This window comes from Mucilaginibacter sp. P1_A3 (genome assembly GCF_056406855.1).
This window is the reverse complement of the sequence record NZ_JBFTZJ010000005.1, coordinates 404718-429376: the sequence shown is the minus strand read 5'-3', so window position 1 is coordinate 429376 and position 24659 is coordinate 404718. Positions and strand designations below refer to the sequence as shown.

Below are 24659 nucleotides of genomic sequence, written 5' to 3'. Positions count from 1 at the left end.
TGGTTTAACTATGGAGTTTAAAGATAAGGATGCCATATACCTGCAAATAGCAGCCTATGTGAGCGAAAATATATTATTAGGTAAATGGTTGCCGGATCAAAAGATTCCGTCGACAAGGGATCTTGCTATTGAGCTGGAAGTAAATCCAAATACTGTTATCAGATCGTACGAGTTTTTGCAGAGCCAGGAGGTGGTTGTAAACAAACGCGGACTGGGAATATTTGTGGCGGCAGATGGCCCTCAAAAAGTTAAAGCCTACCGTAAGGAACGTTTTATTCAACAGCAGATGCCTGAGTTTTTTAGAAATATATACCTGCTTGATATAGATATTAAGGATTTAGAGGCGATGTACGAAAAATACAGATTGGCCATTGCTCAACCCAAAACAGACCCAAACAAATGAAGACGAGTACAAAAATATTTATAGCTGCCTTACTGTTCCTGGTGTTATCAATACTGGGATATGATTATTTGCTAAAAAAGGAATTTAATACCGGCAAGTATAAAGATGTATACGCCTATTACATCCCGCTTGATTTTAAAAACTTTGATGTGTTGGATATTAATGCGGGGCACATAGCCAATGTAAAATTGATACAAGGGCCATTTAGTGTAAAGATTGAATCAGATGCCCGGCATTATGTAAAAGTAAAACAAACGGGTACTCACCTTCAAATAGATGTGAACCTGGCAGTTGAACGTTACTACAACCACAATGCCCAACTGTTGCTGATATCTTGTCCTGATTTAAAAAGTGTGAACGTTAATGCTTTTAGTACGGTTAAAGGTCAAAAAATCATTGATACCGTAACCACAGAAGGCTGGAATTCGCGCGAGGTTTTGATTGATGGCTTTAAACAGGATAGCTTAACTATTACCCAAAGCTACGGGAGCCATGTTGTGTTGGCTAATAATCATATTCGATCTGTAAATGCTGCTGTAGGTGAAAGCCCTTTAAGTGGCTCCATACTCACCGTTTTAAAAAATAACCGGTTTGAAAATGCCAAGCTGCGGATTTTAAACCGGAGCAAGTTGATTTTACACCAGGCAAGCATACAGCACCTGGATTATAGCATGGCCGATAGTACACAGTTACTTATCAATGGAGCGGCCAATAATACAATAAAACGATAATAGAAATACCTAACCACTTACAACTTATGAAATTAGTTATCAATTCACTTTCAAAAACCTATGCCAATGGGGTGCATGCTTTAAAGGATGTATCACTAACCTTATCAAATGGCATGTTTGGTTTGCTGGGACCAAACGGAGCGGGCAAATCATCCCTGATGCGTACCATAGCTACCTTGCAGGAGGCGGATAAAGGCAGCGTTTTTTTGGATGACCTGGATGTACTGAAAAATAAAACCGAAGTAAGGCAATTATTAGGTTACCTGCCGCAGGAGTTTGGGGTTTACCCTAAAATATCTGCCGAGCGGATGCTTGATCACATTGCCCAGCTTAAAGGGATTGGGAACGCCGGCGAACGGAAGGACCTGGTGGGCAGCCTGCTTGAAAACGTGAACCTTTCAAAAGACAGGAAGAAGCACCTTGGCACCTATTCGGGTGGTATGAAACAGCGTTTTGGCATTGCCCAGGCACTGATAGGAAACCCTAAGCTCATCATTGTTGATGAACCAACCGCCGGACTTGACCCAGCAGAGCGGAACCGCTTTTATAACCTGCTAAGTCAGCTGGGCGAAAATACGATAGTGATCCTATCAACCCATATAGTTGAAGATGTAAGCACGCTTTGCTCCAACTTTGCCATCATTTGCCAGGGCGAGGTGTTGTATGCAGGCCAACCAGATACTGCTGTAAATGAGTTGGAAGGTAAAATATTTAGTAAAGCCATCAGTAAGCAGGCCCTTAATTTTTACCAGGACGATTTTACGGTGATATCTACACAGTTAAAAATAGGTAAACTACATATCCGCGTGATACAGGATACTGACCCGGGCAATGGTTTTGTAGCGGTAAGTCCTGGCCTTGAGGATGTTTACTTCAGCAATATTGCTACCCGTGTAGATGTTAATACCATTTAACCCTCTTTAAATCACAACAATATGTTCTGGAAAATATTTATTTTCGAGGTGCAAAATCGCCTCAGGAGGCCCGCGGTGTACCTGTATTTTGCGGCCGCGCTAATTTTTACCGTAATGACCTTTGCCACCGGTTCATTACCTTTAGGCGAAAAAGAACACATTAATGCGCCTTATGTAATTGCCCTTTGGTGCTCGGGTATCACCATGCTTATGATGTTGGTAAGCTCGTCCATTATGGGGGTAGCATTATACCGCGATATTGAATACAATACCAAAGACTATTACCTTACTTATCCCATCACCAAAGCCGGCTATTTTTGGGGTAGATATTTGGGTTCGTTTTTATTTATGTTTTTTATAGCAAGCTCTATTATAATTGGGGCTTATATAGGTACTAAACTTGGTCCTTTAATGGGCTGGAAAGACCCTAAGGAGTACGGCCCTAATAAGCTGGTGTATTATCTGCACCCGTTTTTTACCATGGCGCTCCCAAACCTGTTTTTTACTTCTTCATTGTTTTTTGGATTAGTAGCGCTTACCCGCAATGTAAAGGTGATCTACAGCGGTGGTATTCTGTTGTTTTTAGGCTATTTTCTTTCCATCTTTTTCCTTAATCACACCAATAATGCCACGGTAATTATTAATGCCGATCCTTTTGGCCTTAACGCGGTTCGCCTGCTTTCGGGTACCGCAACTTCAATTCAAAAAAACACCACCCTGTTCCCCATTGAAGGTGCCTTTTTATTTAACCGCATCCTGTGGACAGGTGTAGGGTTAGTAATTTTGTTGTTTACTTATGTGCGTTTTAATTTTGAACGGTTTTTTAGCGGAAAACGGGATAAATCGGCTATTGATGATATAGTATCAAAAGTAAAGCGTTCGCTCATCTTAAACTCCAAAGTTAGTTTTTCGGGCTCCTATAACCGCAATACCCTGTTTAGTCTTACCAAGGTGGAGTTAACCAATATTATCCGCGATAATTATTTCTGGATCATTTTATTAAGCGGTGTTGGTTTTCTGGGTTTTGTTTTTTGGATGGGTAATACCGAGTTTGGTGTATCCTATTTTCCGCGTACCATTATGTTGATGGATATATTTAATGATGTATTCCCGTTCTTCATATTTTTCATCATTATATTTTACACTGGCGAAACGCTTCACCGCGACAGGATAACCAGGTATGCTTTCATTAACGATTCTCTGCCGCCGCCAAACTGGGTGCTAAATGGCTCTAAACTCATCGCGTTGCTCATTATTGGATTTGGATTATCGCTGGTTCCCTTAATAACAGGGCTGGTGGTACAAACTGCAAAAGGATTTTATCACTATAACCTGTCTTTTTATTTGGTTTACGTGTTCACTATTGTAATGCCCCGCCTGTTGGAGATGGTTATATTCTCATACATGGTGCATGTGCTTATTAATAACAAATTTGTGGCACATGGGGTAGGGGTAGCCTTTTGGGTGCTGGTTTTTTTCCTGAATGTAACGGGCATGTTTAACTATAACCTGCTCATTTATTCCTATACACCCTGGTACGGCATCTCGGATATGGACGGATTGGGTCATATGCTGAAACCTATATACTGGTTTAACCTGTACTGGCTGCTTTTTGGCGGTCTGCTTATCATCCTTTCGGCGCTGTTTTATTATCGTGGCGTTACCAGTTCATTTAAGGAACGCCTTCAGTTGCTGGGCGAACGGTTTGATGCTAAAACTAAGTTATTCACTGCCGTATTAGTAATGGCATTCTTAGCCGTAGGCGCTTACAATTATTATAATATAAGTTATTTAAACAATTTTTTAACCCAGGGCGAAAATGAGAGCAGGGCCATTATTTATGAAAAAACGTTAAAAAAATATGCCAGCCTGCCGCTACCCAAAGTAACTCGTATAGTGATAAATGCGGATATATTCCCCGATAAGCAGCAAGAATTTGTAAAGGCCTTCATCACCGTTTTTAACAGAACGGATAAGCCTATTTCAAAGGTGCTGATGGATGGCGATGAGCTTGCTGATTACTCCATTAAAATAGATGGTAAACCGGTGCCGTTTACTTACCCTTTAACCTACCAAAGGGGGATGTTCAATTGGTTCAGGCCAAAGCGGGATACAGCCGATTTTCGTTTGTACCAGTTTCAAAAACCATTAGCTCCCGGCGATTCGGCGGTGTTCGAGATTAATTCATCTGTTACCCATAAAGGTTTTGAAAATGGTTTGTATGCTAAAAACCGACTGCATAACGGTACGTTTTTTAACGGAGGCTTGCCCGGTATAGGTTATGATGACGATGACGAACTGAACAGCAACTACGTGCGTAAAAAAAATGGCCTGCCAGAGAAGCATGAAGATGAAATTGCGCAGAACAACCCGGTTGGTATTAGCACGCTAAAATCGGGCAGCGCTTCTGATCTTCTGAGCATAGATATTACCGTGAGCACATCAGGCGATCAAACAGCCATAGCACCCGGCGAACTGCAAAAACAATGGCAGCAAAATGGCCGGAATTATTATCGCTATGTACAAACGCAACCCGGTATGTATGCTCCATTAGCTATTGTATCGGCAAAGTTTTCGGCATTGCATGATAGTGTACAGCTTGATCATAAAGTTAATATCAATATCTATTATCATCCTGCTCATAATGCCAATATAGGACGGTTTATGGCGGCATATAAAGATGGTCTTCGTTATTATTCTACAGCTTTTGGGCCATACCCTTTTAAAAACATCCGCCTGGCCGAAACCTCTGTATATGGCCCTCATGATGCTTCATTGAATACCATGGATACCTATGCCGAGTATTACGCATGGAACGCTGATTTTAAAGACCCCAACCAGTTTGACTTTTGCTATTTTAATACCACGCGCGAACTGGCCCACCAGTGGTGGCGTTACCAGGTAGCACCTAATAGTACCGTAGGGTCGTTGGTAATTCCGGAAGGATTGGCAACCTACAGTGCCCTGGTGATGGCCGAAAAGAAATACGGAAAAGATAACCTGAAATGGATCTTGTTAGATCAGATTGACTTTTACTCGTTTATCAGGCGGCGCATGGAAGACAAAGAACACCCGTTAATAAAGGCTGATAAATGGTTTGAATGGGGTGGCAAAGCAGGTTTAGTGCTTTACACGTTGAAAGACCTCATGGGCGAAGATAGTTTAAACGCCGCCCTGCGCGAGTTTAAAGATGCTTATCAATTTAAAAGTAAGCCACCCTTTGCAGGCAGTAATGACTTGTACCGATACCTGCAAAAGCACGTGCCCGATTCATTGCAATATTATTTAACCGATACGTGGCAAAAAATCACCCTGTACGATAATAAGGTGACCGAAGCCAAAGCTGTACCAACAGGAAACAAAAATGAATATAAGGTAACCTTAAAGGTAAATGTTGAAAAGGTTTGGATAGATAAAAAGGGCAATGATATACCGGCTAGGAACATGAACGATTATATTGATATAGGGGTATTTGCTGCTAACAGTACTAATAAGGAAGGACGCATGGTTACAAATCCGCTTTACTTTAAAAGATATAAATTAACGGCTGGCGCGCATACCATAACTGCTATTGTTAAAGGCAAACCAATAAATGTGGGTATAGATCCATATAACAAACTGATTGACCGCATGCCTAATGATAATTCGAAAGATCTTTAATCGTGATGATTCATTGAATTTTACGCTGCCTGATAGCATTGCACTATAATTAAAAAGCCAGCTGCTTTTATAAGTAGCTGGCTTTTTTATCAAAATGCTTTATGGGTATCTAAAACAACAACCATATTTATTTGTGGCAATAATAAAATTTGCCGCTACTTTAAATCATTTTTAACTCACGTCCCATCAACCCAAAGTCAAAAACTGCAACTTGCTGTTATTTAACAAACTGGATTGCTACTTTTGCGGCTTCATAATTTTATTACCCCATGGCAAATTACAGCGACCGCATTGAACTTTTAAAAAAACAGATTAAGCCTTTATGTGATCAATTAATACAACATGAGCTTTATAAAAACATCAATACCCTTGATGAGCTTACCGTTTTTATGGATCACCACGTATTTGCTGTTTGGGATTTTATGTCGCTGTTAAAATCGTTACAGCAAAAACTTACCTGTACGGTTACACCATGGATGCCAACCGGGAATGCAAACACACGCTACCTCATTAATGAAATTGTAACCGGCGAAGAAAGTGATGTAGACGAAGAGGGTAACCGTACCAGCCATTTTGAGCTGTACCTGCGCGCCATGCAGCAAGCCGGCAGCCAGGCAATAGCCATTAACAACCTGTTTGATGAGTTAAACTTTGGCAAGCACATTGATGAAGCTTTGATCATTGCGGAGATTCCGTTGGCTACCCGTAACTTTATGCAGCATACTTTTGATGTTATTGGCACTAATAAAAATCATGTGCAGGCAGCAGTATTTACCTTCGGCCGCGAAGATTTGATACCAGGTATGTTTGTGAGCATTGTAAAAGAGATTAACAAACAACTGCCCGGCAAGGTTGATATCCTGTTATATTACCTGGAACGCCACATTGAAGTTGATGGCGACCACCACTCGCAGTTAGCCTACCAAATGACAGCCGAACTTTGTGGCGATGACGATAACAAATGGGAAGAAGCTACTATAGCCGTTAAAGAAGCTTTACAGGAACGCATCAACCTTTGGGACGGTATACTTTCCGCTATCAATACCCCGGTAGTAGCGGAGTAAAAGCTTATATTTGGTCAAAGATCGATTTACCGTGAAACGTATTTTAACAGTATTATTACCTTTCTTACTAATTTTTACCTTAAGCGGCTGTTGGGAAAAAACCTCTAACAGCGCAGAACAAAGCTTTACGCTATGGGCGGGCCAAAAACCAGATCAAAATGTGAGGGCTATCAATGGTAAATACTGGCAATCGGCACATTTTACCCTCGAGTATATTCTTTATCTGGAACTGGCACCAACGGAGGAATGGAAATTAGCCTTTATTAAACAAAACCATCTACATATCACAAGCGATAATCCGGGGCTACCTCACGGCGCACCATCGTGGTTCATCAATAAAACAGGCTTGAATGTTTGGCGGTCAAAACCAGATAACGGCAATTTATATGAGGAAGATCCCCAAACCGGCCATTTCTTTATTTACGAAGAACAGTTGTAATTACGGCTAATTGATTGATGTACTTTAGAGTTCGGATGTTCGATTTTGGATTTATTCTATCGTCTTAGCTGGGATTTATCGGATTAAATAATTTATTGAATCTATCTAACGTGGACTTATCACTCACAATTTATTCAACTCATCCATTAACTGTTTACTTATCCTGTTAAAGTAGCGCCTTACGCCAAAGCCCATTACGGTTTGGATACCGCGGGTAGCATTGGTTAAAAACACCTCGTCGGCCTCGTATAATATATCGGGGTTTATTTGGGCTTCGGTAATTTGAATGTTATTATCCTGTGCCAGCTTGATCACTACCTGGCGCATTACGCCTTCTACGCAGCCTTCGCTTAGCGCCGGGGTATATAAATGGTTTTGGTAATGGATAAATATGTTGGAGCTGCTGGCTTCACATAAAAAACCATTCTGGTTTAACAGGAAAACATCATCCAGCTTGTTTTGCGTTTTGTAGATCCCCGCCATTATATAAATAAGCGAGTTGCAGGTTTTGATGTTGGATAGGTAGTTTGATGGCTTAGGCAGCTCGGTAAACACATCCATGATGAGGCCTTTCTCATTCAAAAAATAACGGGGTTCATCAGATGCGGTTAGTTCAAGGCAGTAGCCCATTTTATTTTGAGTAGGCGTATACAATCCTTCGGCATCCCGATAAACAGTTAAACGTAGCCGGCCATGTTTTGCTTTGTTCCGTTTGGCCAGCTCCTCCACAATCTCCTTCAAAAACCAGGTATCCATTTGCGAGTAACCATCAATTTTAAGAGCCTTCATGCCGCGTTGCAGGCGGTCGGCGTGCAACGCGGCAAACTTTAGCTGTCCTTTCATCAGGCTCATACTCTCAAACAGGCCATCTCCGTATTTAAAGGCACGATTGGCTACTGTAAGCAGCTGACTATTTTGAGGAAGTATCTGTCCGTTAAAATTGATAAGCACAGGCGTCATTTTTAGATATAAGATTTTAGACTTTGACTTTTGGTGTAAACTAATTTGTTATTCGGTTGGATTTTATCTTCTATCTAACGTTTAATATATAAATTTTGGATATTAGGTTTGAGACTTTGTTTAATGATCATGTCTGTTCATTTGTTTTTTCTCCTATCTTAAATCTCATTTCTCACATCTGTAGTATACTTACGCCATTTTAGCAGCACGCTTTCAAAATCGGGTGGCAGAGGCGACTCAAAAAGGATCTGTTTTTTAAGTGTGGGGTGTAAAAAGCCCAGCGTTTGCGCGTGAAGTGCCTGCCGGGGCATTAGCTCAAAACAATTTTCAACAAATTGTTTGTACTTGCTAAACACGGTGCCTTTTAAAATTTTATCACCACCGTAAGTTGCGTCACTAAAAAGCGGATGGCCAATGTGGCGCATATGTGCCCGGATCTGGTGCGTGCGGCCTGTTTCCAGCTGGCATTCAATCAGGGTAACATAACCCATACGCTCCAATACTTTATAATGCGTTACAGACCATTTTCCTTTTTCGGGATCATCATATATCGACATTACCCTTCTATCGGCAATGCTGCGGCCAATATAGCCTGTTACCGTGCCATCCTGCTCCAGATCGCCCCAAACCAAAGCAATGTATTTACGGGTGATGCTATGATCAAAAAATTGTTTGGCCAGCCAACTCATAGAGCGCTCGTTTTTGCTGATAAGCAATAACCCCGAAGTGTCTTTATCAATCCGGTGCACCAAACCTGGCCTTCCATCATTACCCGGCAGGGTAGGGAGTTGCTGAAAATGGTAAACCAATGCATTAACCAATGTGCCGGTGTAGTTATTATAACCGGGGTGCACAACCATACCTGCGGCCTTATCCACAATCAATACATCGTGATCCTCGTAAACAATATTAATGGGGAGATTTTCGGGATAAACCTCCGTATCACGCGGCGGATGTGGCAATACTACTGATATTACATCTAAGGGTTTTACGCGGTAGCTGCTTTTAATGGGCTTATCGTTCACCAGCACATTACCAAGCTCAATAGCGTTTTGGATACGGTTGCGCGATGCATTCTCCACCCTATGCATCAAAAACTTATCAATACGCAACAGGGATTGACCCTTGTCAACCACAATACGTAAGTGCTCAAATAAATCCTGTTCTTCCTGCTCTATCAGCTCGGGTTCGTATGCCATTTGAGGGCAAAAGTAATCGTTTTTTGTGTAGGTTAAGTGTAATATTGCAATAGCATTAAGTACAGGTTATTTTATGAATATTGATTTGGAGATTTTTAGTCCGGTACACCAGGTCACGAACCCTTTATTTGATGAGCATGGTGTAACAGTTTTTTTAAAACGCGATGATCTGATACATCCCATGATATCTGGCAATAAATGGCGTAAATTAAAATACCTGCTTAAAAATGCGCAGGACAAGCAGAAAAATCATTTGGTAACATTTGGCGGGGCTTACTCCAATCATTTACTGGCTACCGCAGGCGCAGCCGCAAAGTTTGGGTTTAAGGCTACCGGTATTGTGCGGGGGGAAGAAGTTAAAAACGATACCCTGTTTTTATGCAAGCTGCACGGCATGCAATTGATGTTTACAGATCGGGATAGCTATCGGGATAAACAAGCACTGTTTCACAAATACTTCGGAGATGATGAGGACGCCATTTTTATTGATGAGGGCGGTGCATCTGCAGAAGGGGCCCTTGGCTGCAGCGAGCTGGTTGACGAGCTTACAGATGCCTATGATCATATTTTTTGCGCCTGCGGAACCGGAACTACTGCGGCCGGCATTATTAACGGTCTAAACAACCATCAGCTAAAAACCCAATTTAACGCGGTACCTGTTTTTAAAAATGGCGGGTTTATAAAGGATGAGATTGACCGGTTTTTAACTGCTCCCGCTGAATACTCTCTTCATACCGATTATCACTTTGGAGGATACGGAAAAGCTACTGATGAGCTGATCGGTTTTATAAAACAATTTGTAGCCACCACCGGGATAGTAATTGAACCCATTTATACCGGTAAAATGGTATATGCGCTATATGATTTAATCGGCAAGGGCTATTTTAAAACCGGAAGCAAAATATTGGCTATACACAGTGGTGGCATCTGGGGTTTGCTGGGGATGAAGGATAGGTTTTAGATGTGCAGGTGTGCAGATTACAGATGTGCAAATTTCAGATGTGAAGATTTTAGATGATGTATTGGTAGCATCTTCAAAATAATAAAGTCATTGGTCCATATTTGCCGGCTGCTCGGCTCCTGAGCGATTAACAATTTTGAAATTTCTTCTCAAACGAATATTAAAATCCATCAGAAAAAGGAGTTTTTTTGATGTAAGGTGAAAGTTTTTTTGTCAAAATCTGGTGTACCGGTTTGGCCTTTGGTACAAAAAGTAACTTTAAACAATTTAAAGTTACTTTTTTGTCAATCGGTTCAAAAACCGCCTAAATTTGGTTTTTTGGGGCTTTTTATTAAATTTGTGTAAACCAAAATTAATATGTACAACCTACTTGTTTCTCCCCAAAACGTGCAGGCTTCTTTGCAGAAGCATGTACTTGCCGATGGCTTCGATCTCACTTTTGACATGGAAAAAAGTAAGGGTGTGTATATTTATGATTCGAAGAATGATCGTACACTGCTTGATTTTTTTACATGCTTTGCATCGGTGCCTTTAGGTTACAATCACCCCAAAATGCTGAACGATGAGGAGTTTAAAAAAAACCTGATGCTGGCAGCGTTAACCAACCCATCAAACTCTGATATTTATACCACGCAATATGCTCAGTTTGTTGAAACTTTTTCGCGGGTGGGTATTCCTGATTATTTGCCGCATGCTTTTTTTATAGCGGGAGGTTCGTTGGCTATTGAAAATGCGCTTAAAACCGCTATGGACTGGAAGGTTCAAAAAAACTTTGCCAAAGGTTATACCAAAGAGCGTGGTTTTAAGGTGATTCACTTTGAGCATGCTTTTCACGGTCGCTCTGGTTATACATTAAGTTTAACCAATACGGTGCCCAATAAAACTAAATGGTTTGCCAAGTTTGATTGGCCCCGCGTATCTGTACCCTACATGAATTTTCCTTACAGTGATGGTAATCATGAGGATTTGCTGCAAAGAGAACTACTTTCTGTAGCGCAGATCAGGAAAGCATTTGAAGATAACAAGGATGATGTTTGTGCAATTATTATAGAGCCTGTACAATCAGAAGGTGGTGATAACCATGTACGCAAAGAGTTTTTAGAAAAACTCAGAGAACTTGCCGATGAGTATGAAGCCATGCTGATATATGATGAAGTGCAAACCGGAGTAGGCCTTACGGGTAAATTTTGGTGCCATGAACATTTTGGGGAAAAGGCAAGGCCTGATATTTTGGCCTTTGGTAAAAAGATGCAGGTTTGTGGTATACTTTGCAGCAACCGCGTTGATGAGGTAGAGAACAATGTTTTCCATGTTTCGTCACGGATTAACTCTACCTGGGGAGGTAGTTTAGTTGATATGGTTCGGTCATCAAAAATCATGGAAGTGATAGAAGAAGATAACCTTTGCGATAATGCGGCTCAGATGGGCGAATACTTACAAAGCCGGTTAAGTGATATCGCCGGCACGCTTCCTATAATAAGTAACGTGCGGGGCAAAGGTTTATTAACAGCCTTTGATTTTCCTGATAAAAACAGGCGTGATGCATTCATCAACAAAGGCTTAGATAATAATATCATGTATTTAGGTTGTGGCGAAAAGAGTATTCGTTTCAGACCGGCCCTTATTATTGAAAAAAAACATATAGATACAGGTTTAGAAATGTTAGAAAAAATATCTAAATCACTGTAATATAGTGCAATAAGTAACTCTGTTTGTTAATAATCAACACAGAAACAGTCTTAGTATTTAATATTTGCTTATGACATTAATCATCCTGGAAAGGACAAATTAATAATATAAACTATTTTTTTACCAAAATAGGCTATATTTTTAATTATTATTCGGATTAAATTTGTACTATCCTTTATTAGATCAAATCTAATTCATCATGAGCAAACATATAGAGAAATTAAAAAAACAACTTGTTGAGGTAGCAGAAGTTGTTAACTCATTTCAATCAGAAGCTGTACAGGTAAGAATTATCGACAGGCTACTGGATGTAATGATTGAGGGCGAAAAAGCAGATGCTGAAGGATCTGAGATTTTTAGCAAAAAAGGCCGTAGGATGCGCTCAGAGGATGAAAACTTTGCAACGCCGGGCCGAAAAAAACCAGGAGCAACTAAAATATTGAACCAGTTATTGAGTACCGATTTCTTTGATACCCAGCGTTCCATATCATCAATTGCCACTTATTGTAAGGATCAGTTTGACTCCGACTTTAAAACTTCTGAACTATCGGGCATCCTTTTAAAGCTTGCGAACGAAAATAAACTAAGAAGAGAAAGAAGTAATGAGAATAATCGTTTTGAATATATTAAAGCTTAAATATTTAACTAATATTATAAAATAAGCCGCTATCTTATTAAAGATTAGCGGCTTGTTTATTTATAGTTAAATAATATATTATTTTAAAGCAAATAAATTATCTACACCTAAAATTTTCCTGCTTGTGTAGCCTTCTGCATATTTAACACCTATGCTTTTACCAAATTCGCTTGCACGGGCAGCCACCACATTAATAAATTCGGGCGAGGATATGTAGGTTTGGGGTTCATCGCTCCATTCAGGATTAAAAAACTGGGAGCCGTAAGCACGGATACTTTCTATTTTTTTGTCCCAATATTCAGTAACATCTACTAAAATATCAGGCCTGATATAATTATCCTGTATAAAGTGAAGTACCAGGTTTGGGCGCCAGGCCAGCTGCGGTTCACCATTGTCGTCAACGGTTTCTATTTTGCGCAGGCCTGCTAAAAATGCTGAGTGCTCAACCAGCTCATTAGCCCGGCCATGATCCGGGTGCCTGTCATGATAAGCGTTGGTAATTACAATTTTGGGCTGGTACTTGCGAATTGTAGAGATAACCTGTAGCTGGTATTCTTTTGTGTTTTCAAAAAAGCCATCGGGGATGCCTAAATTTTCTCTTATGGCAAGGCCTAATATGTTTGCCGCCGCTGTAGCTTCCTGCTCGCGGATCTCGGCCGAGCCACGCGTTCCTAACTCGCCACGGGTAAGGTCAACGATGCCTACTTTATGGCCCATGGCTATATGTTTCAAAACGGTGCCTGCGCAGCCAAGTTCTGCGTCATCAGGGTGTACCGATAAAACTAAAATATCTAATTTCATTATTGTATTTGTGGTTATTGAGCGGTTGATAAAAGACGCTCTATTTTCTTCCTGATCTTTGAAGATGTTGGTTTGGTAAAGGGATAATAAAAGTCAGTAACATGGCCGTCCCTGTTGATTAAAAATTTATGAAAGTTCCATCTCGGGACTGATTTAAGCGTGCCATTTTCTTTTTTATCAGCAAAAAACTGGTATAAAGGATGGGCAAATGGTCCGCGTACCCTTATCTTATCAAATACCGGATAGTTTACACCCATGTTTTCACAAAAAGCGTCAATAGCAGCACCCTCCAGCGGCTCCTGGCCGCCAAAATCATTTGAAGGGAATGCGAGTATTTCAAAATCCGTATTAATAAAGGCTTCTTTTAATGATACAAGATCATTATACTGAGGGGTAAAGCCGCATTGGGAAGCGGTGTTAACAATTAAAAGTACTTTATTTTTATAAGCCGATAGACTGATTTCATCACCGTTTAACTTTTGAACGTTAAACTTGTAGACGCTTGTAGTATCCATTATTAGAAGTTAGTGGAATTGTATCCGGCCTGGGTAAGGATGGCCTCGATATCTCTCTGCTCCTCAGGATCGTAAGTTTCTTTAAGGTTGTGGCCAAATATACTGGCTACGGATTGAAACATAAATGCTTTAAAACCACCTTTAAGCTCTTTAACCATAGTATAACTGGTAGTGCCGGTTTCCCGGTCAATTAACTTGATTAAAACTTCACCCTGACTAATTGTCAGATTTTTTATTTCCTTATTAAACAATGTTTTAATTTCTGTTTCGCAGGTGCCAATCAGCTCTTTCTGCTTCTTTTTATCGCCGGTAAGTGCCAGGTCGCGTTGTAGTTTAGCATATCGCTGGCCTGCAAAACGGGCATACGGTAGCACCTTCATCACATTATACCTTAAACGGCGGTAATTATCTCTGTCGGCATCGCTGGCAAATATTCGGGTATCAACAATTCTTACAGGGGCGCATACCACCCACGGAACCAATTCTCCGTCAATACTTGTTACCGCAACTCTTATGGTATCATTTTTGCCTACAATCATAGGTGCAGGTTTATCTGATTGGGCTTTTACCTCGCCCATAATGCAACAAAACATCAACAGAAAACCAATAAATTTCATAATTTTACTTAATACAAAATTAAAGCAAATTTTTGTGGTATTTAAATATAATCTGTAATAATAATTTTTATTACGGATTTATCCATTTTTTTTACCACATATATTCATATATGAAAGAGATAGTGATTGATCTGGAAGCAGAAAAAAATGAGATATTAAAAAGATATCGTGCTTTACTACGTGCCTGTAAATCAACCTTGCAAAAGGGCGATAAGCGAATGATTCGCAAGGCATTTGATATGGCCCTTGAAAGTCATAAAGACATGCGCCGTAAAAGCGGCGAACCCTATATATACCATCCTATTGCCGTTGCACAAATTGCTGCCGAAGAAATTGGCCTTGGTACCACTTCAATAGTTTGCGCCCTGCTGCATGATGTGGTTGAAGATACCAACGTAACGCTGGATGAAATTGAGATGGAGTTTGGTAAAAAGGTAGCCAAAATCATTGATGGCTTAACCAAAATATCGGGCGTGTTTGATACCAACAGCTCTTTACAAGCCGAAAACTTTCGTAAAATGCTGCTCACCCTGGCCGATGATGTCAGGGTTATCCTGATAAAACTGGCCGATAGGTTACACAACATGCGTACCATGGAGTTTATGCCCCGTGATAAGCAGCTTAAACTATCGTCAGAAACCGTTTATCTGTATGCCCCTCTCGCGCACAGGTTGGGTTTGTACACCATAAAATCCGAACTGGAAGATCTATCCATGAAATACATGGAGCGGGAAACCTACCAGTTCATCAAAAAGAAACTGAATGAAAAAAAGGCCGAGCGTGAAAGATTTATCCGCGATTTTACTGAACCGGTAACCAAGGTTCTGGAAGGCCAGGGGTTACATGCTGATGTTTTTGGCCGCCCAAAATCCATCCATTCCATTTGGAATAAGATGAAGAAAAAATCTATTCCTTTTGAGGAGGTATATGATCTGTTCGCCATCAGGATAATTCTGGATAGTGCCCCTGATCAGGAAAAGGCTGATTGCTGGAAAGCTTATAGTATAGTTACCGACCAATACCGCCCAAATCCCGATAGGTTACGTGACTGGATATCATCGCCCAAAGCAAATGGTTACGAATCATTGCATACTACCGTTATGGGCCCACGGGGCCAATGGGTGGAGGTGCAGATACGTACCAAAAGGATGAACGAGATTGCCGAAAAAGGCTTTGCCGCTCACTGGAAATATAAGGAATCATCAACCGATAGCGGCCTTGATCAATGGGTGCAAAAGGTGAGGGATATGCTTAAAAATCCCGACTCCAATGCGCTCGACTTTCTTGATGATTTTAAAATGAACCTTTTCAGCGATGAGATCTTCATTTTTACCCCAAAGGGAGCGCTCATCCAATTGCCATTAAATGCTACCGCGCTTGATTTTGCTTTCGAGATTCATACCGACGTTGGAGCCAGCTGTATTGGCGCCAAGGTGAACCATAAACTGGTGCCATTAAGCTACAAATTGCAAAACGGCGACCAGGTGGAGATCATTACATCAGGTAAGCAAACACCTAAAGAAGACTGGCTTAATTTTGTGGTTACTGCCAAAGCCAAAGCCAAAATAAAATCGGCATTAAAAGAAGAGAAACGTAAAATTGCTGAGGATGGCAAGGAGATACTGGAGCGCAAAATGAAATCGCTCAAGATCACTTACAATTCTGAGAATATACATAAGCTCAGCTATTTTTTCAAGCTGCAATCTACCCAGGATCTGTTTTATAACATCGCGAAGGGTGTTATTGATATGAAGGACCTGAAAGAATACCAGGCATTTGAGAAAATTGTTGAAAACAAGCCGCAGGATAAAATTGAGCAGGAACAGGTTCAAAGCCTTATTCGCAACCTGAAATCAAAAGACAGCGATATGCTGCTGATTGGCGAGGACATGCAGAAAATTGACTACAAGCTGGCCAATTGCTGTAACCCAATTCCTGGTGATGATGTGTTTGGCTTTGTAACCGTTAGCGATGGTATTAAAATTCACCGTACCAATTGCCCTAACGCCGCCAAACTGATGGCCAATTACGGCTACCGTATAGTAAAAGCCCGCTGGACCAACCAACAGGAACTGGCATTTTTAACCGGTTTAAGGATAACCGGTATTGATGAAGTTGGCCTCATTAATAAGCTTACAACAGTTATATCAACGGATTTTAAGGTGAATATCCGCTCTATTACTGTTGATAGCGACAATGGGATTTTTGAAGGATCAATCATGGTGTATGTAAATGACACCAATCACCTCGAAAACCTGATCAAGAAAATAAAATTGATTAAAGGTGTTACCGGCGTAAACAGGTTTGATTCGGCTATTGAAAAAGCATCTTGAGGAAGAATCAAGAAATTAGAGTCAGGAATCAAGACGGCGGGAAAGCGTTTTCATTGAAAAATGTCTTAATTCTTGATTCTTGACTCTTACCTCTATCTTAACAAATTATTAATAACTTTGCCTGCTTAACAGACTATTATGCCCCAGCCGGATACTATAGCATTGGTTAAAAAAATTTTTGAGGCCTACCTTGAAAATAAAAACCTGCGCAAAACGCCAGAGCGTTTTGCTATTCTCGAAGAAATTTACTCTCGCTCAGATCACTTTGATGTGGAATCATTATACATCCACATGAAAAATAAAAAATACCGTGTTAGTCGTGCCACTGTTTATAACACGCTTGAGCTGTTGGTATCATGTGATTTGGTTACCAAACACCAGTTTGGTAAAAATATGGCACAGTTTGAAAAATCATACGGCTACAAGCAGCATGATCACATCATTTGTATCGACTGCGGCAAAGTGGTTGAATTCTGCGATCCCCGTATACAGCAGATCCAAAGCATGATGGGCACATTGTTGAAATTTGAAATCAATCACCACTCTTTAAATCTTTATGGAAACTGCGAGAAATTAAGAGCAGGTTTTTGTGACAGAAAAATATAACTTTGCCACCTTTCTTATTTAAGTACTGAATTTACAATAACATAAATGGCTGTTGACGTATTATTAGGCCTCCAATGGGGCGATGAAGGTAAAGGAAAAATTGTTGATGTGCTTAGCGCAGGTTATGACCTGATTGCACGTTTCCAGGGTGGCCCTAATGCAGGGCATACTTTGGAGTTCGACGGTAAAAAATTCGTTTTGAATACCATTCCTTCAGGTATATTTTTTGAAAACACGATGAACCTTATTGGTAATGGTGTAGTGATAGATCCTATTACACTTAAAAAGGAAATTGATAAGCTGAAAGATGCAGGTCATGATCTTTTAGCTAAAAAGAATCTTCTGATAGCCAAAAAGGCTCACCTGATATTACCAACCCACCAATTGCTGGATGCTGCATCTGAGAAGAAAATGGGCGAAGGTAAAATTGGTTCAACCTTAAAAGGTATAGGACCAACCTATATGGATAAAACCGGCAGGAATGGTTTACGCATTGGCGATATCACCCTGCCCGATTTTAAGGAACGTTACCAGAAACTGGTTGATAAGCATACTGCTATGCTACAGGCCATGTACGGTGAGGTTGCAGATTTTTCTGAGCGTGAGCAAGCATTTTTTGAAGCCATAGAGTTCATTAAAGGATTTCCGTTGGTTGATTCTGAGCATTTGGTAAACGACTATATTAAAAAAGGCAAAAAGGTTTTGGCCGAAGGTGCACAAGGCGCTATGCTGGATATCGATTTTGGTTCATATCCTTTTGTTACTTCATCAAATACAACTGCAGCCGGCGCTTGTACCGGTTTAGGTATAGCACCACAGCAAATTGGTGATGTGATAGGTATTTTTAAAGCCTATTGCACCCGCGTAGGTGGCGGTCCGTTCCCAACAGAGCTGGAGGACGAAACAGGCGAAGAATTGCGCCGCATAGGTCATGAATTTGGTGCTACTACAGGCAGGCCACGCCGTACCGGCTGGATTGATTTGCCGGCATTAAAGTACGCAATTATGCTTAATGGTGTTACCCAACTGGTAATGACCAAAGCCGATGTATTGAGTGGTTTTGATAAAATATACGCTTGTACGCACTATAACTATTTAGGTGAAAAAATCGACTATATGCCTTATGACATCTGCTCGGTTAGTCCGGAGCCGATATTAAAAGAAATTGATGGATGGAACGAGGATTTAACAGGTATCACCGAATTAAATGAGATCCCTGGTAAACTGCAGTTGTACATTGATTATCTTGAAGCAGAATTGGGCGTGCCTGTAAAATACCTTTCGGTAGGACCAGACAGGAAACAAACTTTAGTGTTGCACTAATTTAACCCGCTGCAGGTTTGTATCAACACAAACTTTAAAACATAATATTATTAAAAGGTCGGTTATGCCGGCCTTTTTTCATTTACTTGGTTATTTTTGCAAGGTGATAGTACAGGTAGATCATCTGCAAAATTTTAAGCATAAAGCCTTACAATGGGCCCAATCATTTAACGCGGTATGTTACCTTGACTCCAACGGCTTTGATGATCCGTATTCTAAATTTGATACCCTGATAGCAATAGGTGCTAAGGCGGAGATTACCGCTTATGCAGGCAATGCTTTTGATGAACTGGAAAATTTTCGCAAAGAAAATCAGGGCTGGATCACCGGTTTTTTTGGTTACGATCTGAAAAACGAAGTTGAAAAACTATCCTCCCAAAATGCTGACGGCCTGCAATTTCCAGATCTTTATTTCTTTTCGCCAAAACATCTCATCATTATTAAAGATGAAAAAGTAGAGATCATAAGTGATGATGAGCAGCAGGTTTTAGCACTCATTGAACAGGAGGAATTAAATGACAACACCGCCCAGCCTAACATTGATTTGCAGGCCCGTTTTAGTAAACAGGAATATATTGATGCGGTAAATGGCATAAAGGAACACATTAACCGGGGCGATATTTATGTAACCAATTTTTGCCAGGAGTTTTTTGCCACGGATATAAAGATCAATCCATTCCCCATATTTTTACAGCTCAACAGCGTTTCGCCCAATCCGTTCGCTACCTTTTTTAAGTGGAAGGATAATTATATTCTTGGTGCTTCGCCCGAGCGGTTCATGGCTAAGCGCGGGAACAAATTAATTTCGCAGCCCATAAAAGGTACAGCCAAAAGAGCAGCTGATTTTAAAGCCGATGAGGAGGCTAAAGAGGAGCTGCGCAATCACCCAAAAGAATTACAGGAAAACGTTATGATTGTTGACCTGGTGCGTAATGACCTTACCAAATCGGCCAGGCAGGGTACTGTTAAAACGGAGGATTTGTTTGGTATATACAGTTTCAAACAAGTACACCAGATGATCTCGACGGTGGTATGTGAACTTCAGGATGGATTATCGGTCATAGAGGCCATTAAAAACACTTTTCCTATGGGTAGCATGACTGGAGCTCCCAAAGTAAGCGCGATGCAGCTGATGGAGCAATATGAGCGTAGTAGGCGTGGTGTTTATTCGGGTGCGGTAGGGTATATGAGTGCCGATGATGATTTTGATTTCAATGTAGTGATCCGTTCGTTATTATACAATTCGGCTAATGGCTATCTTTCCTTCCATGCGGGTAGCGCGATAACTTACCACGCCGATGCTGAAAAAGAATACGAGGAGTGTTTGCTTAAAGCCCAGGCCGTTTTAGAAGTTTTGGGAAGATAAGGGCTTTGTTAAGTAATCTATGGCGTTTTCTGCAGTAAAAACCTTTTGTCATCCTGAACGATAGTGAAGGATCTATTATTCGCCATGCTTCTTCGCCCTGTATATTCTGCGAAGTTCCTTCACTATCGTTCAGGATGACAAACCTTTTAAACAGTCATTTATCTTTTAAAACATCCTTGCTTATTTAAATTCGTTTTCTAAACCACCTTCACCATTAATTCACCTTGAGGTAAGTTTTTTTATATGTATTCAATACCTCGGTGATTTTTGATGGGTTTCTCCATTCAAACAGGTGAATAAGCCACATGGTACAGCGCAACAGGCCCACGGGCTTCGCGATGCCTATACCCAGTTTGTTTATGTCATCGTCGCGTTTGGCTATCAGGTTAAGATAATCCTGGTCTTTCCGGGTAAAAAGGTCTTCGGCAAAGCACCAGGCGCCGTCTCTGGCATTGCCAAGTGCAAACTGAATAAGTATGGAATTATTTTGGGCATGCAAACCAGCCAGCGATAAAAGCGGTGATACCTGGTTAAGCTCGTTGATCACCTCATAGGTAAGGGCAGAAAGTATGGTATTGATGGCATTAAAATCCTTATGAATCAAACTTAGCGGCTGATTAAGAGCATTTGCTACCTCCACAACGGCAATGCCCAGGTCGAGGTTAATATGTGCGTTCATACCTGCCAGTAAATGCTGCAGCACCACCTTTGATGATTTGTTAAAGATGCCGAAGGCCAGCAGCCAGGAGGCAGACGGTTGCTGCTTTTGCTGCCATTGCTTATAAGCAGTAATATAGCGGCTTGCAAACGTCACGTCAAGTTGTTCCATCCGGGCAGCGTTTTCAAATTCACCGGCCAGGATGCCTTCCTTTACCCGGCAGGTAACCTTGTGGTATAAGGCGGCAAAATACCCGGCCCGGTTACCGGTTGCAATTGAATCGGTTATGATGGCCTCTAAATCGGTAATGATCTGATCAATGCTAACGGCATTCATAGGTTTATTTTATGGATAAGAAAAGGTTAATTATTGCACATGTAATATACCATTATAAAACAATTACAGTCAAGAGGTTATAGCTTAAATTTGGGGCAAGCAGGTGGGGGAATGAGCGCCAAAGAAACTTAACTTAAATTTAAAATACCTGACGGTGTTGTTTTTGTAATTATGAATAACTTTATACTAACAATAACCAATTAAAAACAATAAAATGAACACACAAGAAGTAGCTGAAAAATTAGTGCAGCTTTGCCGTGAAGGCAAAAATTTAGATGCCATACATGAACTGTATGCCGATGATGTGGTAAGTCATGAACCAAAGGGCTCGCAGATGGAGCTTTCTGAGGGTAAAGAGGCAGCATTGGCCAAAAATCAGCAATGGTATGATATGGTTGAAGAGATCCACAGCGGTGAAGTATCAGATCCTATTGTGAGTGGTAATTTCTTTTCGTGCACAATGGATATGGATGTTACCTATAAAGGGCATGGCCGCAGCATGATGAGCGAAGTTTGCGTTTATGAAGTTAAAGATGGTAAAATTGTTGCCGAGAATTTTTTCTACAGCCTACCGCAACAATAAAATAAATATAAATGAATAAAGCCCTGGGAATTCCCGGGGCTTTATTCATTTTATGGACGTGGCGGCAAGGGCGGACGTGGCGGCCTTGGTAAACCCGGTGGATGCGGTGGTGGCGGCGGAAGCTTGATATGCAGTGTTCCGCTGCGGTGCCGGCGATAACGCCTGTGATGCCTTCTGAATGGATTAGGTGGCCGTGGCGGTGGTGGCGGTAGCCTGATCTGTAAAACAGATGCTTCCGCAACGGCTGGCAATTCCTCGGCAGATATTTCCAAAGCTTGCAAGCTAAAAATAGCTACTGTAGCAATTGTGACTATCCTGGTTAATTTCATGGTGTATAATTAGTTTGTTTTAAGCATTTTTCAATACAATAACCTTAAAGTTTGGCAATTGTTTACTCCTGTTTCTTAAATAATATATCGTAATAAAAATCCGCGGCAAATTGGGCGGCTTCCAGCCATCTTTTTTGTGTTGGGTTACCAACCCCAAACAACGGATTAAAATGTTTTTGCAGTTCGTGACCAAAACCATCAAAAGCTTTTATTCCGTTTGGGATTTTTAACTCATCGGCCTTTTCATGAACAGATATACTGCCATACATGCCCGTATCAGTTTGAGCAGGTTTTACAATATGGTCATTTGAACCATAAGCACTCACGATGGGCACCCGTGCGTTTTTTAACCAACGGATATCAAAGATGCCTCCCCAAAAATTGATGATGCCGGCAATCCGCGCCCTGTCATCGGGCTTTAATGTGGCCGTTGAATCTGCCACGCCGGTACGCCTGGAAAGTTCTGCATTGCTGCTGTAGGCGGCTTGCAATGCTATAATTCCCCCGGCCGAATTGCCGGCCAGGATAATTTTATTGGGATCAATATTATATTCGGTATGGTGCTGTTTAAAATATTCAATGGCGGTTTTTACATCCTGTACGGCGTAGTAGCAGCTTTTTTGCAGTTCATTAAAATGAAATGCCGGGTTCTTTTTACTTAAACGATAGTTAATAGCAGCGCAAACATAACCACGCTGGGCAAAATCCCTGCTCCAGATTTGTATGCCCTGAGCTGTTTTTGAACCGTATTTAAAACCTCCGCCATGCATCCATATAATTAATGGGCGTGCCCTGGAATGATCACCTTTTGGCTCATAGAGATCAAACAGGTATGATTCTTTATCGGCAAGTGGAGCAAATGGATTATAACTCAGATTTTGCTTAAGATCAACATTAGGGAAAACGTGATCTTTATATTGATGAGCCGGCTGGATTTGGGCTTTTACGGTAAGCGCCGTAACTAAAATAATTAATGTAAATATGGAAGTTTTTTGCATCAGGTAGTATTTGCTGTATATACGTTACAACTAACATTTCCAGATGTTTGCCAAGCCTTTTAATTATGGCCTGCGAGGGGGATTTTGATTTTTTTTTAGTGCCCAGAACGAGATTCGAACTCGTACATCCTTACGAATACCACCCCCTCAAGATGGTGCGTCTACCAATTTCGCCACCTGGGCATTTTTAAGTTTAAAGTCTTAAGTCATCAGCCTAAAGCTTTCACTTTTGACTTAGAACTTAAGACTTTCAACTTCATTTTCGGCGTGCCCGAAGAGAGACTCGAACTCTCAAGAGACAATTCTCAACGGCTTCTGAGACCGCAACGTTTACCAATTTCGCCATCCGGGCCTGTTGTTCTATTAACAAGCGTGCAAATATAATCGTTTCTATCAAAAAGCATTATAATAAATATAAAAATCCATAGGTTGTTGTTACTTGACTTGTTTACAATTAATTTAGGAACCATATTCATATTTACACTCAAATTAATGAAACGTTTTTATCGGCTAATATTCAGTACTTTACTCCTTTTGCCCTTGTTGTCATCGGCGCAAACTATAACTATTTTGCAACAGGATAAGCCCACAAGTATTCGGGGGCTATCTGTAGTAAATGATAAAATAGCCTGGATTAGCGGCAGCAAAGGGCATATAGCCACCACTAATGATGGCGGAACAACCTGGAGCTGGCAGCAGGTGAAAGGCTACGAAAAAGCAGATTTTAGGGATATTGAAGCATTTAACGATAAGGAAGCCGTAATCATGAGCTCGGGTACACCTGCCCTTGTGTTAAAAACAATTGATGGCGGTAAAACCTGGCAGGAAAAATGCCGCAAAACTGATAGTGTTTACTTTTTTGATGCCATGGATTTTGCCGATGCCAAACACGGCTATATTTTGGGCGACCCCATAAAAGATAAATTCCTGTTGATGGAAACCACAGATGGCGGCGAAACCTGGGCCGAAATGAAAACCGCCCCCGTTGCCTTACCCGGCGAAGCGGCATTTGCGGCAAGCGGTACTTGCTTAAGGGTAAATAACGGGTTTGTCTATATTGTGTCGGGCGGAAAAAATAGTAGGTTAATCTCGTTGAAGCCAACAGGAAAAGAATGGGAATACACTAATTTGCCAATAACCCAAGGCAAGCAAAGCGAAGGTGCATTTTCTATAGCATTGGGAAAAAATGAAGGGATCATAGTTGGCGGCGATTATGCAAATGGGAAAAAATTAGATTCGGTTGCCACTATTTACAAGGTTCGTCCTTCCCTGCAATTTGTTGGCCCACAGACTGCACCCGCAGGCTTTCAATCGGGAGTTGAATACATTAATAGCGGCACTTTCCTATCTACAGGTACAACAGGAAGTAACCTTACAATAGATGAGGGAGCCAATTGGAAGCAATTTGATATCACCAGTTTTAACGTTTGCCGCAAAGCTAAGCATGGAAAATTGGTTTTATTGGCTGGAGACAAGGGTAAAATAGCCATTTTTAAAATGTAGTTTATTGGCAACTAATGGCTTAACAAATACTTTA

The 24659-nt window shown here is 41.0% G+C and carries 23 protein-coding genes and 2 tRNA genes; 15 read left to right on the top strand and 10 right to left on the bottom strand.

All coding sequences use genetic code 11. The annotated features are described in order from the left end of the window. Positions 1 to 10: 10 nt before the first annotated feature. The 6 genes from AC1D0K_RS13110 to AC1D0K_RS13085 all read left to right on the top strand — a co-directional run bounded on the left by AC1D0K_RS13110 (position 11) and on the right by AC1D0K_RS13085 (position 7211). Positions 11 to 403, top strand: coding sequence for a GntR family transcriptional regulator (locus tag AC1D0K_RS13110; RefSeq protein ID WP_295711209.1), 393 nt, complete (start codon positions 11 to 13; stop codon positions 401 to 403). Beyond that, entirely contained in the window at positions 400 to 1134 is a 735-nt protein-coding gene (locus AC1D0K_RS13105; RefSeq protein WP_477393599.1) for a hypothetical protein, read from the top strand. Before AC1D0K_RS13110 ends, AC1D0K_RS13105 begins: the two co-directional genes overlap by 4 nt. 26 nt (positions 1135 to 1160) lie before the next feature. Then, positions 1161 to 2048 (top strand): ABC transporter ATP-binding protein, encoded by an 888-nt coding sequence (locus tag AC1D0K_RS13100; RefSeq protein ID WP_477393597.1) that lies wholly within the window; start codon positions 1161 to 1163, stop codon positions 2046 to 2048. A 21-nt stretch (positions 2049 to 2069) separates the two neighbouring features. After that, a complete protein-coding gene (locus tag AC1D0K_RS13095; protein ID WP_477393595.1) occupies positions 2070 to 5708 on the top strand; it encodes an ABC transporter permease/M1 family aminopeptidase in 3639 nt (1212 codons plus the stop codon). Positions 5709 to 5977: 269 nt separating this feature from the next. Next, positions 5978 to 6772: a DUF3050 domain-containing protein gene (locus AC1D0K_RS13090; RefSeq protein WP_477393593.1), complete on the top strand. Its 795-nt coding sequence runs from the start codon at positions 5978 to 5980 to the stop codon at positions 6770 to 6772. A gap of 31 nt (positions 6773 to 6803) precedes the next feature. Continuing rightward, positions 6804 to 7211: a hypothetical protein gene (locus AC1D0K_RS13085; RefSeq protein ID WP_477393591.1), complete on the top strand. Its 408-nt coding sequence runs from the start codon at positions 6804 to 6806 to the stop codon at positions 7209 to 7211. 123 nt (positions 7212 to 7334) lie between these two features. On the opposite strand, the gene AC1D0K_RS13080 is transcribed toward AC1D0K_RS13085, so the two are convergent. Both AC1D0K_RS13080 and AC1D0K_RS13075 read right to left on the bottom strand, forming a co-directional pair. After that, a complete protein-coding gene (locus tag AC1D0K_RS13080) occupies positions 7335 to 8171 on the bottom strand; it encodes an aminotransferase class IV (RefSeq protein ID WP_477393589.1) in 837 nt (278 codons plus the stop codon). Between the two features lie 158 nt (positions 8172 to 8329). Further along, entirely contained in the window at positions 8330 to 9370 is a 1041-nt protein-coding gene (locus tag AC1D0K_RS13075) for an RluA family pseudouridine synthase (protein ID WP_295711198.1), read from the bottom strand. A 73-nt stretch (positions 9371 to 9443) separates the two neighbouring features. On the opposite strand from AC1D0K_RS13075, the gene AC1D0K_RS13070 reads away from it, so the two are divergent. The 3 genes from AC1D0K_RS13070 to AC1D0K_RS13060 all read left to right on the top strand — a co-directional run bounded on the left by AC1D0K_RS13070 (position 9444) and on the right by AC1D0K_RS13060 (position 12657). After that, positions 9444 to 10331, top strand: a complete 888-nt coding sequence (locus AC1D0K_RS13070) for a 1-aminocyclopropane-1-carboxylate deaminase/D-cysteine desulfhydrase (protein ID WP_477393586.1) — start codon at positions 9444 to 9446, stop codon at positions 10329 to 10331. Positions 10332 to 10688: 357 nt separating this feature from the next. Then, complete coding sequence (gene lat, locus AC1D0K_RS13065; RefSeq protein WP_477463067.1) at positions 10689 to 12020, top strand: L-lysine 6-transaminase; 1332 nt, start codon at positions 10689 to 10691, stop codon at positions 12018 to 12020. A 199-nt stretch (positions 12021 to 12219) separates the two neighbouring features. Beyond that, positions 12220 to 12657 (top strand): hypothetical protein, encoded by a 438-nt coding sequence (locus AC1D0K_RS13060; protein ID WP_295711192.1) that lies wholly within the window; start codon positions 12220 to 12222, stop codon positions 12655 to 12657. A 78-nt stretch (positions 12658 to 12735) separates the two neighbouring features. On the opposite strand, the gene bshB1 is transcribed toward AC1D0K_RS13060, so the two are convergent. From bshB1 to AC1D0K_RS13045, 3 genes are read right to left on the bottom strand one after another with little or no spacing between them, the layout of a single operon-like run. Next, positions 12736 to 13458 carry a bacillithiol biosynthesis deacetylase BshB1 gene (gene bshB1 / locus AC1D0K_RS13055; RefSeq protein ID WP_477392379.1) on the bottom strand — a complete coding sequence of 241 codons (723 nt, stop codon included), beginning with the start codon at positions 13456 to 13458 and terminating at the stop codon, positions 12736 to 12738. A 14-nt stretch (positions 13459 to 13472) separates the two neighbouring features. Beyond that, the gene (locus AC1D0K_RS13050; protein WP_477392381.1) at positions 13473 to 13973 is read right to left on the bottom strand and encodes a glutathione peroxidase; all 501 of its coding nucleotides are present in this window, start codon (positions 13971 to 13973) and stop codon (positions 13473 to 13475) included. 2 nt (positions 13974 to 13975) lie between these two features. Next, a complete protein-coding gene (locus tag AC1D0K_RS13045) occupies positions 13976 to 14590 on the bottom strand; it encodes a DUF4294 domain-containing protein (protein ID WP_477392383.1) in 615 nt (204 codons plus the stop codon). A 110-nt stretch (positions 14591 to 14700) separates the two neighbouring features. Between AC1D0K_RS13045 and AC1D0K_RS13040 the strand changes: the two genes are divergently transcribed. The 4 genes from AC1D0K_RS13040 (at position 14701) to AC1D0K_RS13025 (ending at position 20218) form a co-directional block, all read left to right on the top strand. Continuing rightward, entirely contained in the window at positions 14701 to 16923 is a 2223-nt protein-coding gene (locus AC1D0K_RS13040) for a RelA/SpoT family protein (RefSeq protein WP_295711185.1), read from the top strand. Between the two features lie 138 nt (positions 16924 to 17061). Then, complete coding sequence (locus tag AC1D0K_RS13035; RefSeq protein WP_295711183.1) at positions 17062 to 17529, top strand: Fur family transcriptional regulator; 468 nt, start codon at positions 17062 to 17064, stop codon at positions 17527 to 17529. 45 nt (positions 17530 to 17574) lie between these two features. Continuing rightward, positions 17575 to 18852 carry an adenylosuccinate synthase gene (locus tag AC1D0K_RS13030; RefSeq protein ID WP_477392386.1) on the top strand — a complete coding sequence of 426 codons (1278 nt, stop codon included), beginning with the start codon at positions 17575 to 17577 and terminating at the stop codon, positions 18850 to 18852. Between the two features lie 64 nt (positions 18853 to 18916). After that, the gene (locus AC1D0K_RS13025; protein ID WP_477392388.1) at positions 18917 to 20218 is read left to right on the top strand and encodes an anthranilate synthase component I family protein; all 1302 of its coding nucleotides are present in this window, start codon (positions 18917 to 18919) and stop codon (positions 20216 to 20218) included. A gap of 214 nt (positions 20219 to 20432) precedes the next feature. Here AC1D0K_RS13025 and AC1D0K_RS13020 read toward each other — a convergent pair whose 3' ends face one another. After that, positions 20433 to 21212: a DUF5995 family protein gene (locus AC1D0K_RS13020; RefSeq protein WP_477392390.1), complete on the bottom strand. Its 780-nt coding sequence runs from the start codon at positions 21210 to 21212 to the stop codon at positions 20433 to 20435. A gap of 214 nt (positions 21213 to 21426) precedes the next feature. Between AC1D0K_RS13020 and AC1D0K_RS13015 the strand changes: the two genes are divergently transcribed. Beyond that, positions 21427 to 21795, top strand: a complete 369-nt coding sequence (locus AC1D0K_RS13015) for a SnoaL-like domain-containing protein (protein ID WP_477392392.1) — start codon at positions 21427 to 21429, stop codon at positions 21793 to 21795. Between the two features lie 50 nt (positions 21796 to 21845). Here AC1D0K_RS13015 and AC1D0K_RS13010 read toward each other — a convergent pair whose 3' ends face one another. From AC1D0K_RS13010 to AC1D0K_RS12995, 4 genes are all read right to left on the bottom strand, one after another. After that, positions 21846 to 22124 (bottom strand): hypothetical protein, encoded by a 279-nt coding sequence (locus tag AC1D0K_RS13010; protein ID WP_295711175.1) that lies wholly within the window; start codon positions 22122 to 22124, stop codon positions 21846 to 21848. Between the two features lie 62 nt (positions 22125 to 22186). Continuing rightward, positions 22187 to 23122, bottom strand: coding sequence for an alpha/beta hydrolase fold domain-containing protein (locus tag AC1D0K_RS13005; RefSeq protein WP_477392395.1), 936 nt, complete (start codon positions 23120 to 23122; stop codon positions 22187 to 22189). Positions 23123 to 23221: 99 nt separating this feature from the next. Beyond that, positions 23222 to 23305 (bottom strand) — tRNA-Leu (locus AC1D0K_RS13000). A gap of 85 nt (positions 23306 to 23390) precedes the next feature. Next, positions 23391 to 23474: transfer RNA gene (locus tag AC1D0K_RS12995), tRNA-Leu, on the bottom strand. A 140-nt stretch (positions 23475 to 23614) separates the two neighbouring features. Between AC1D0K_RS12995 and AC1D0K_RS12990 the strand changes: the two genes are divergently transcribed. Beyond that, positions 23615 to 24625 (top strand): WD40/YVTN/BNR-like repeat-containing protein, encoded by a 1011-nt coding sequence (locus tag AC1D0K_RS12990; RefSeq protein ID WP_477392397.1) that lies wholly within the window; start codon positions 23615 to 23617, stop codon positions 24623 to 24625. The last annotated feature ends 34 nt before the right edge of the window (positions 24626 to 24659 follow it).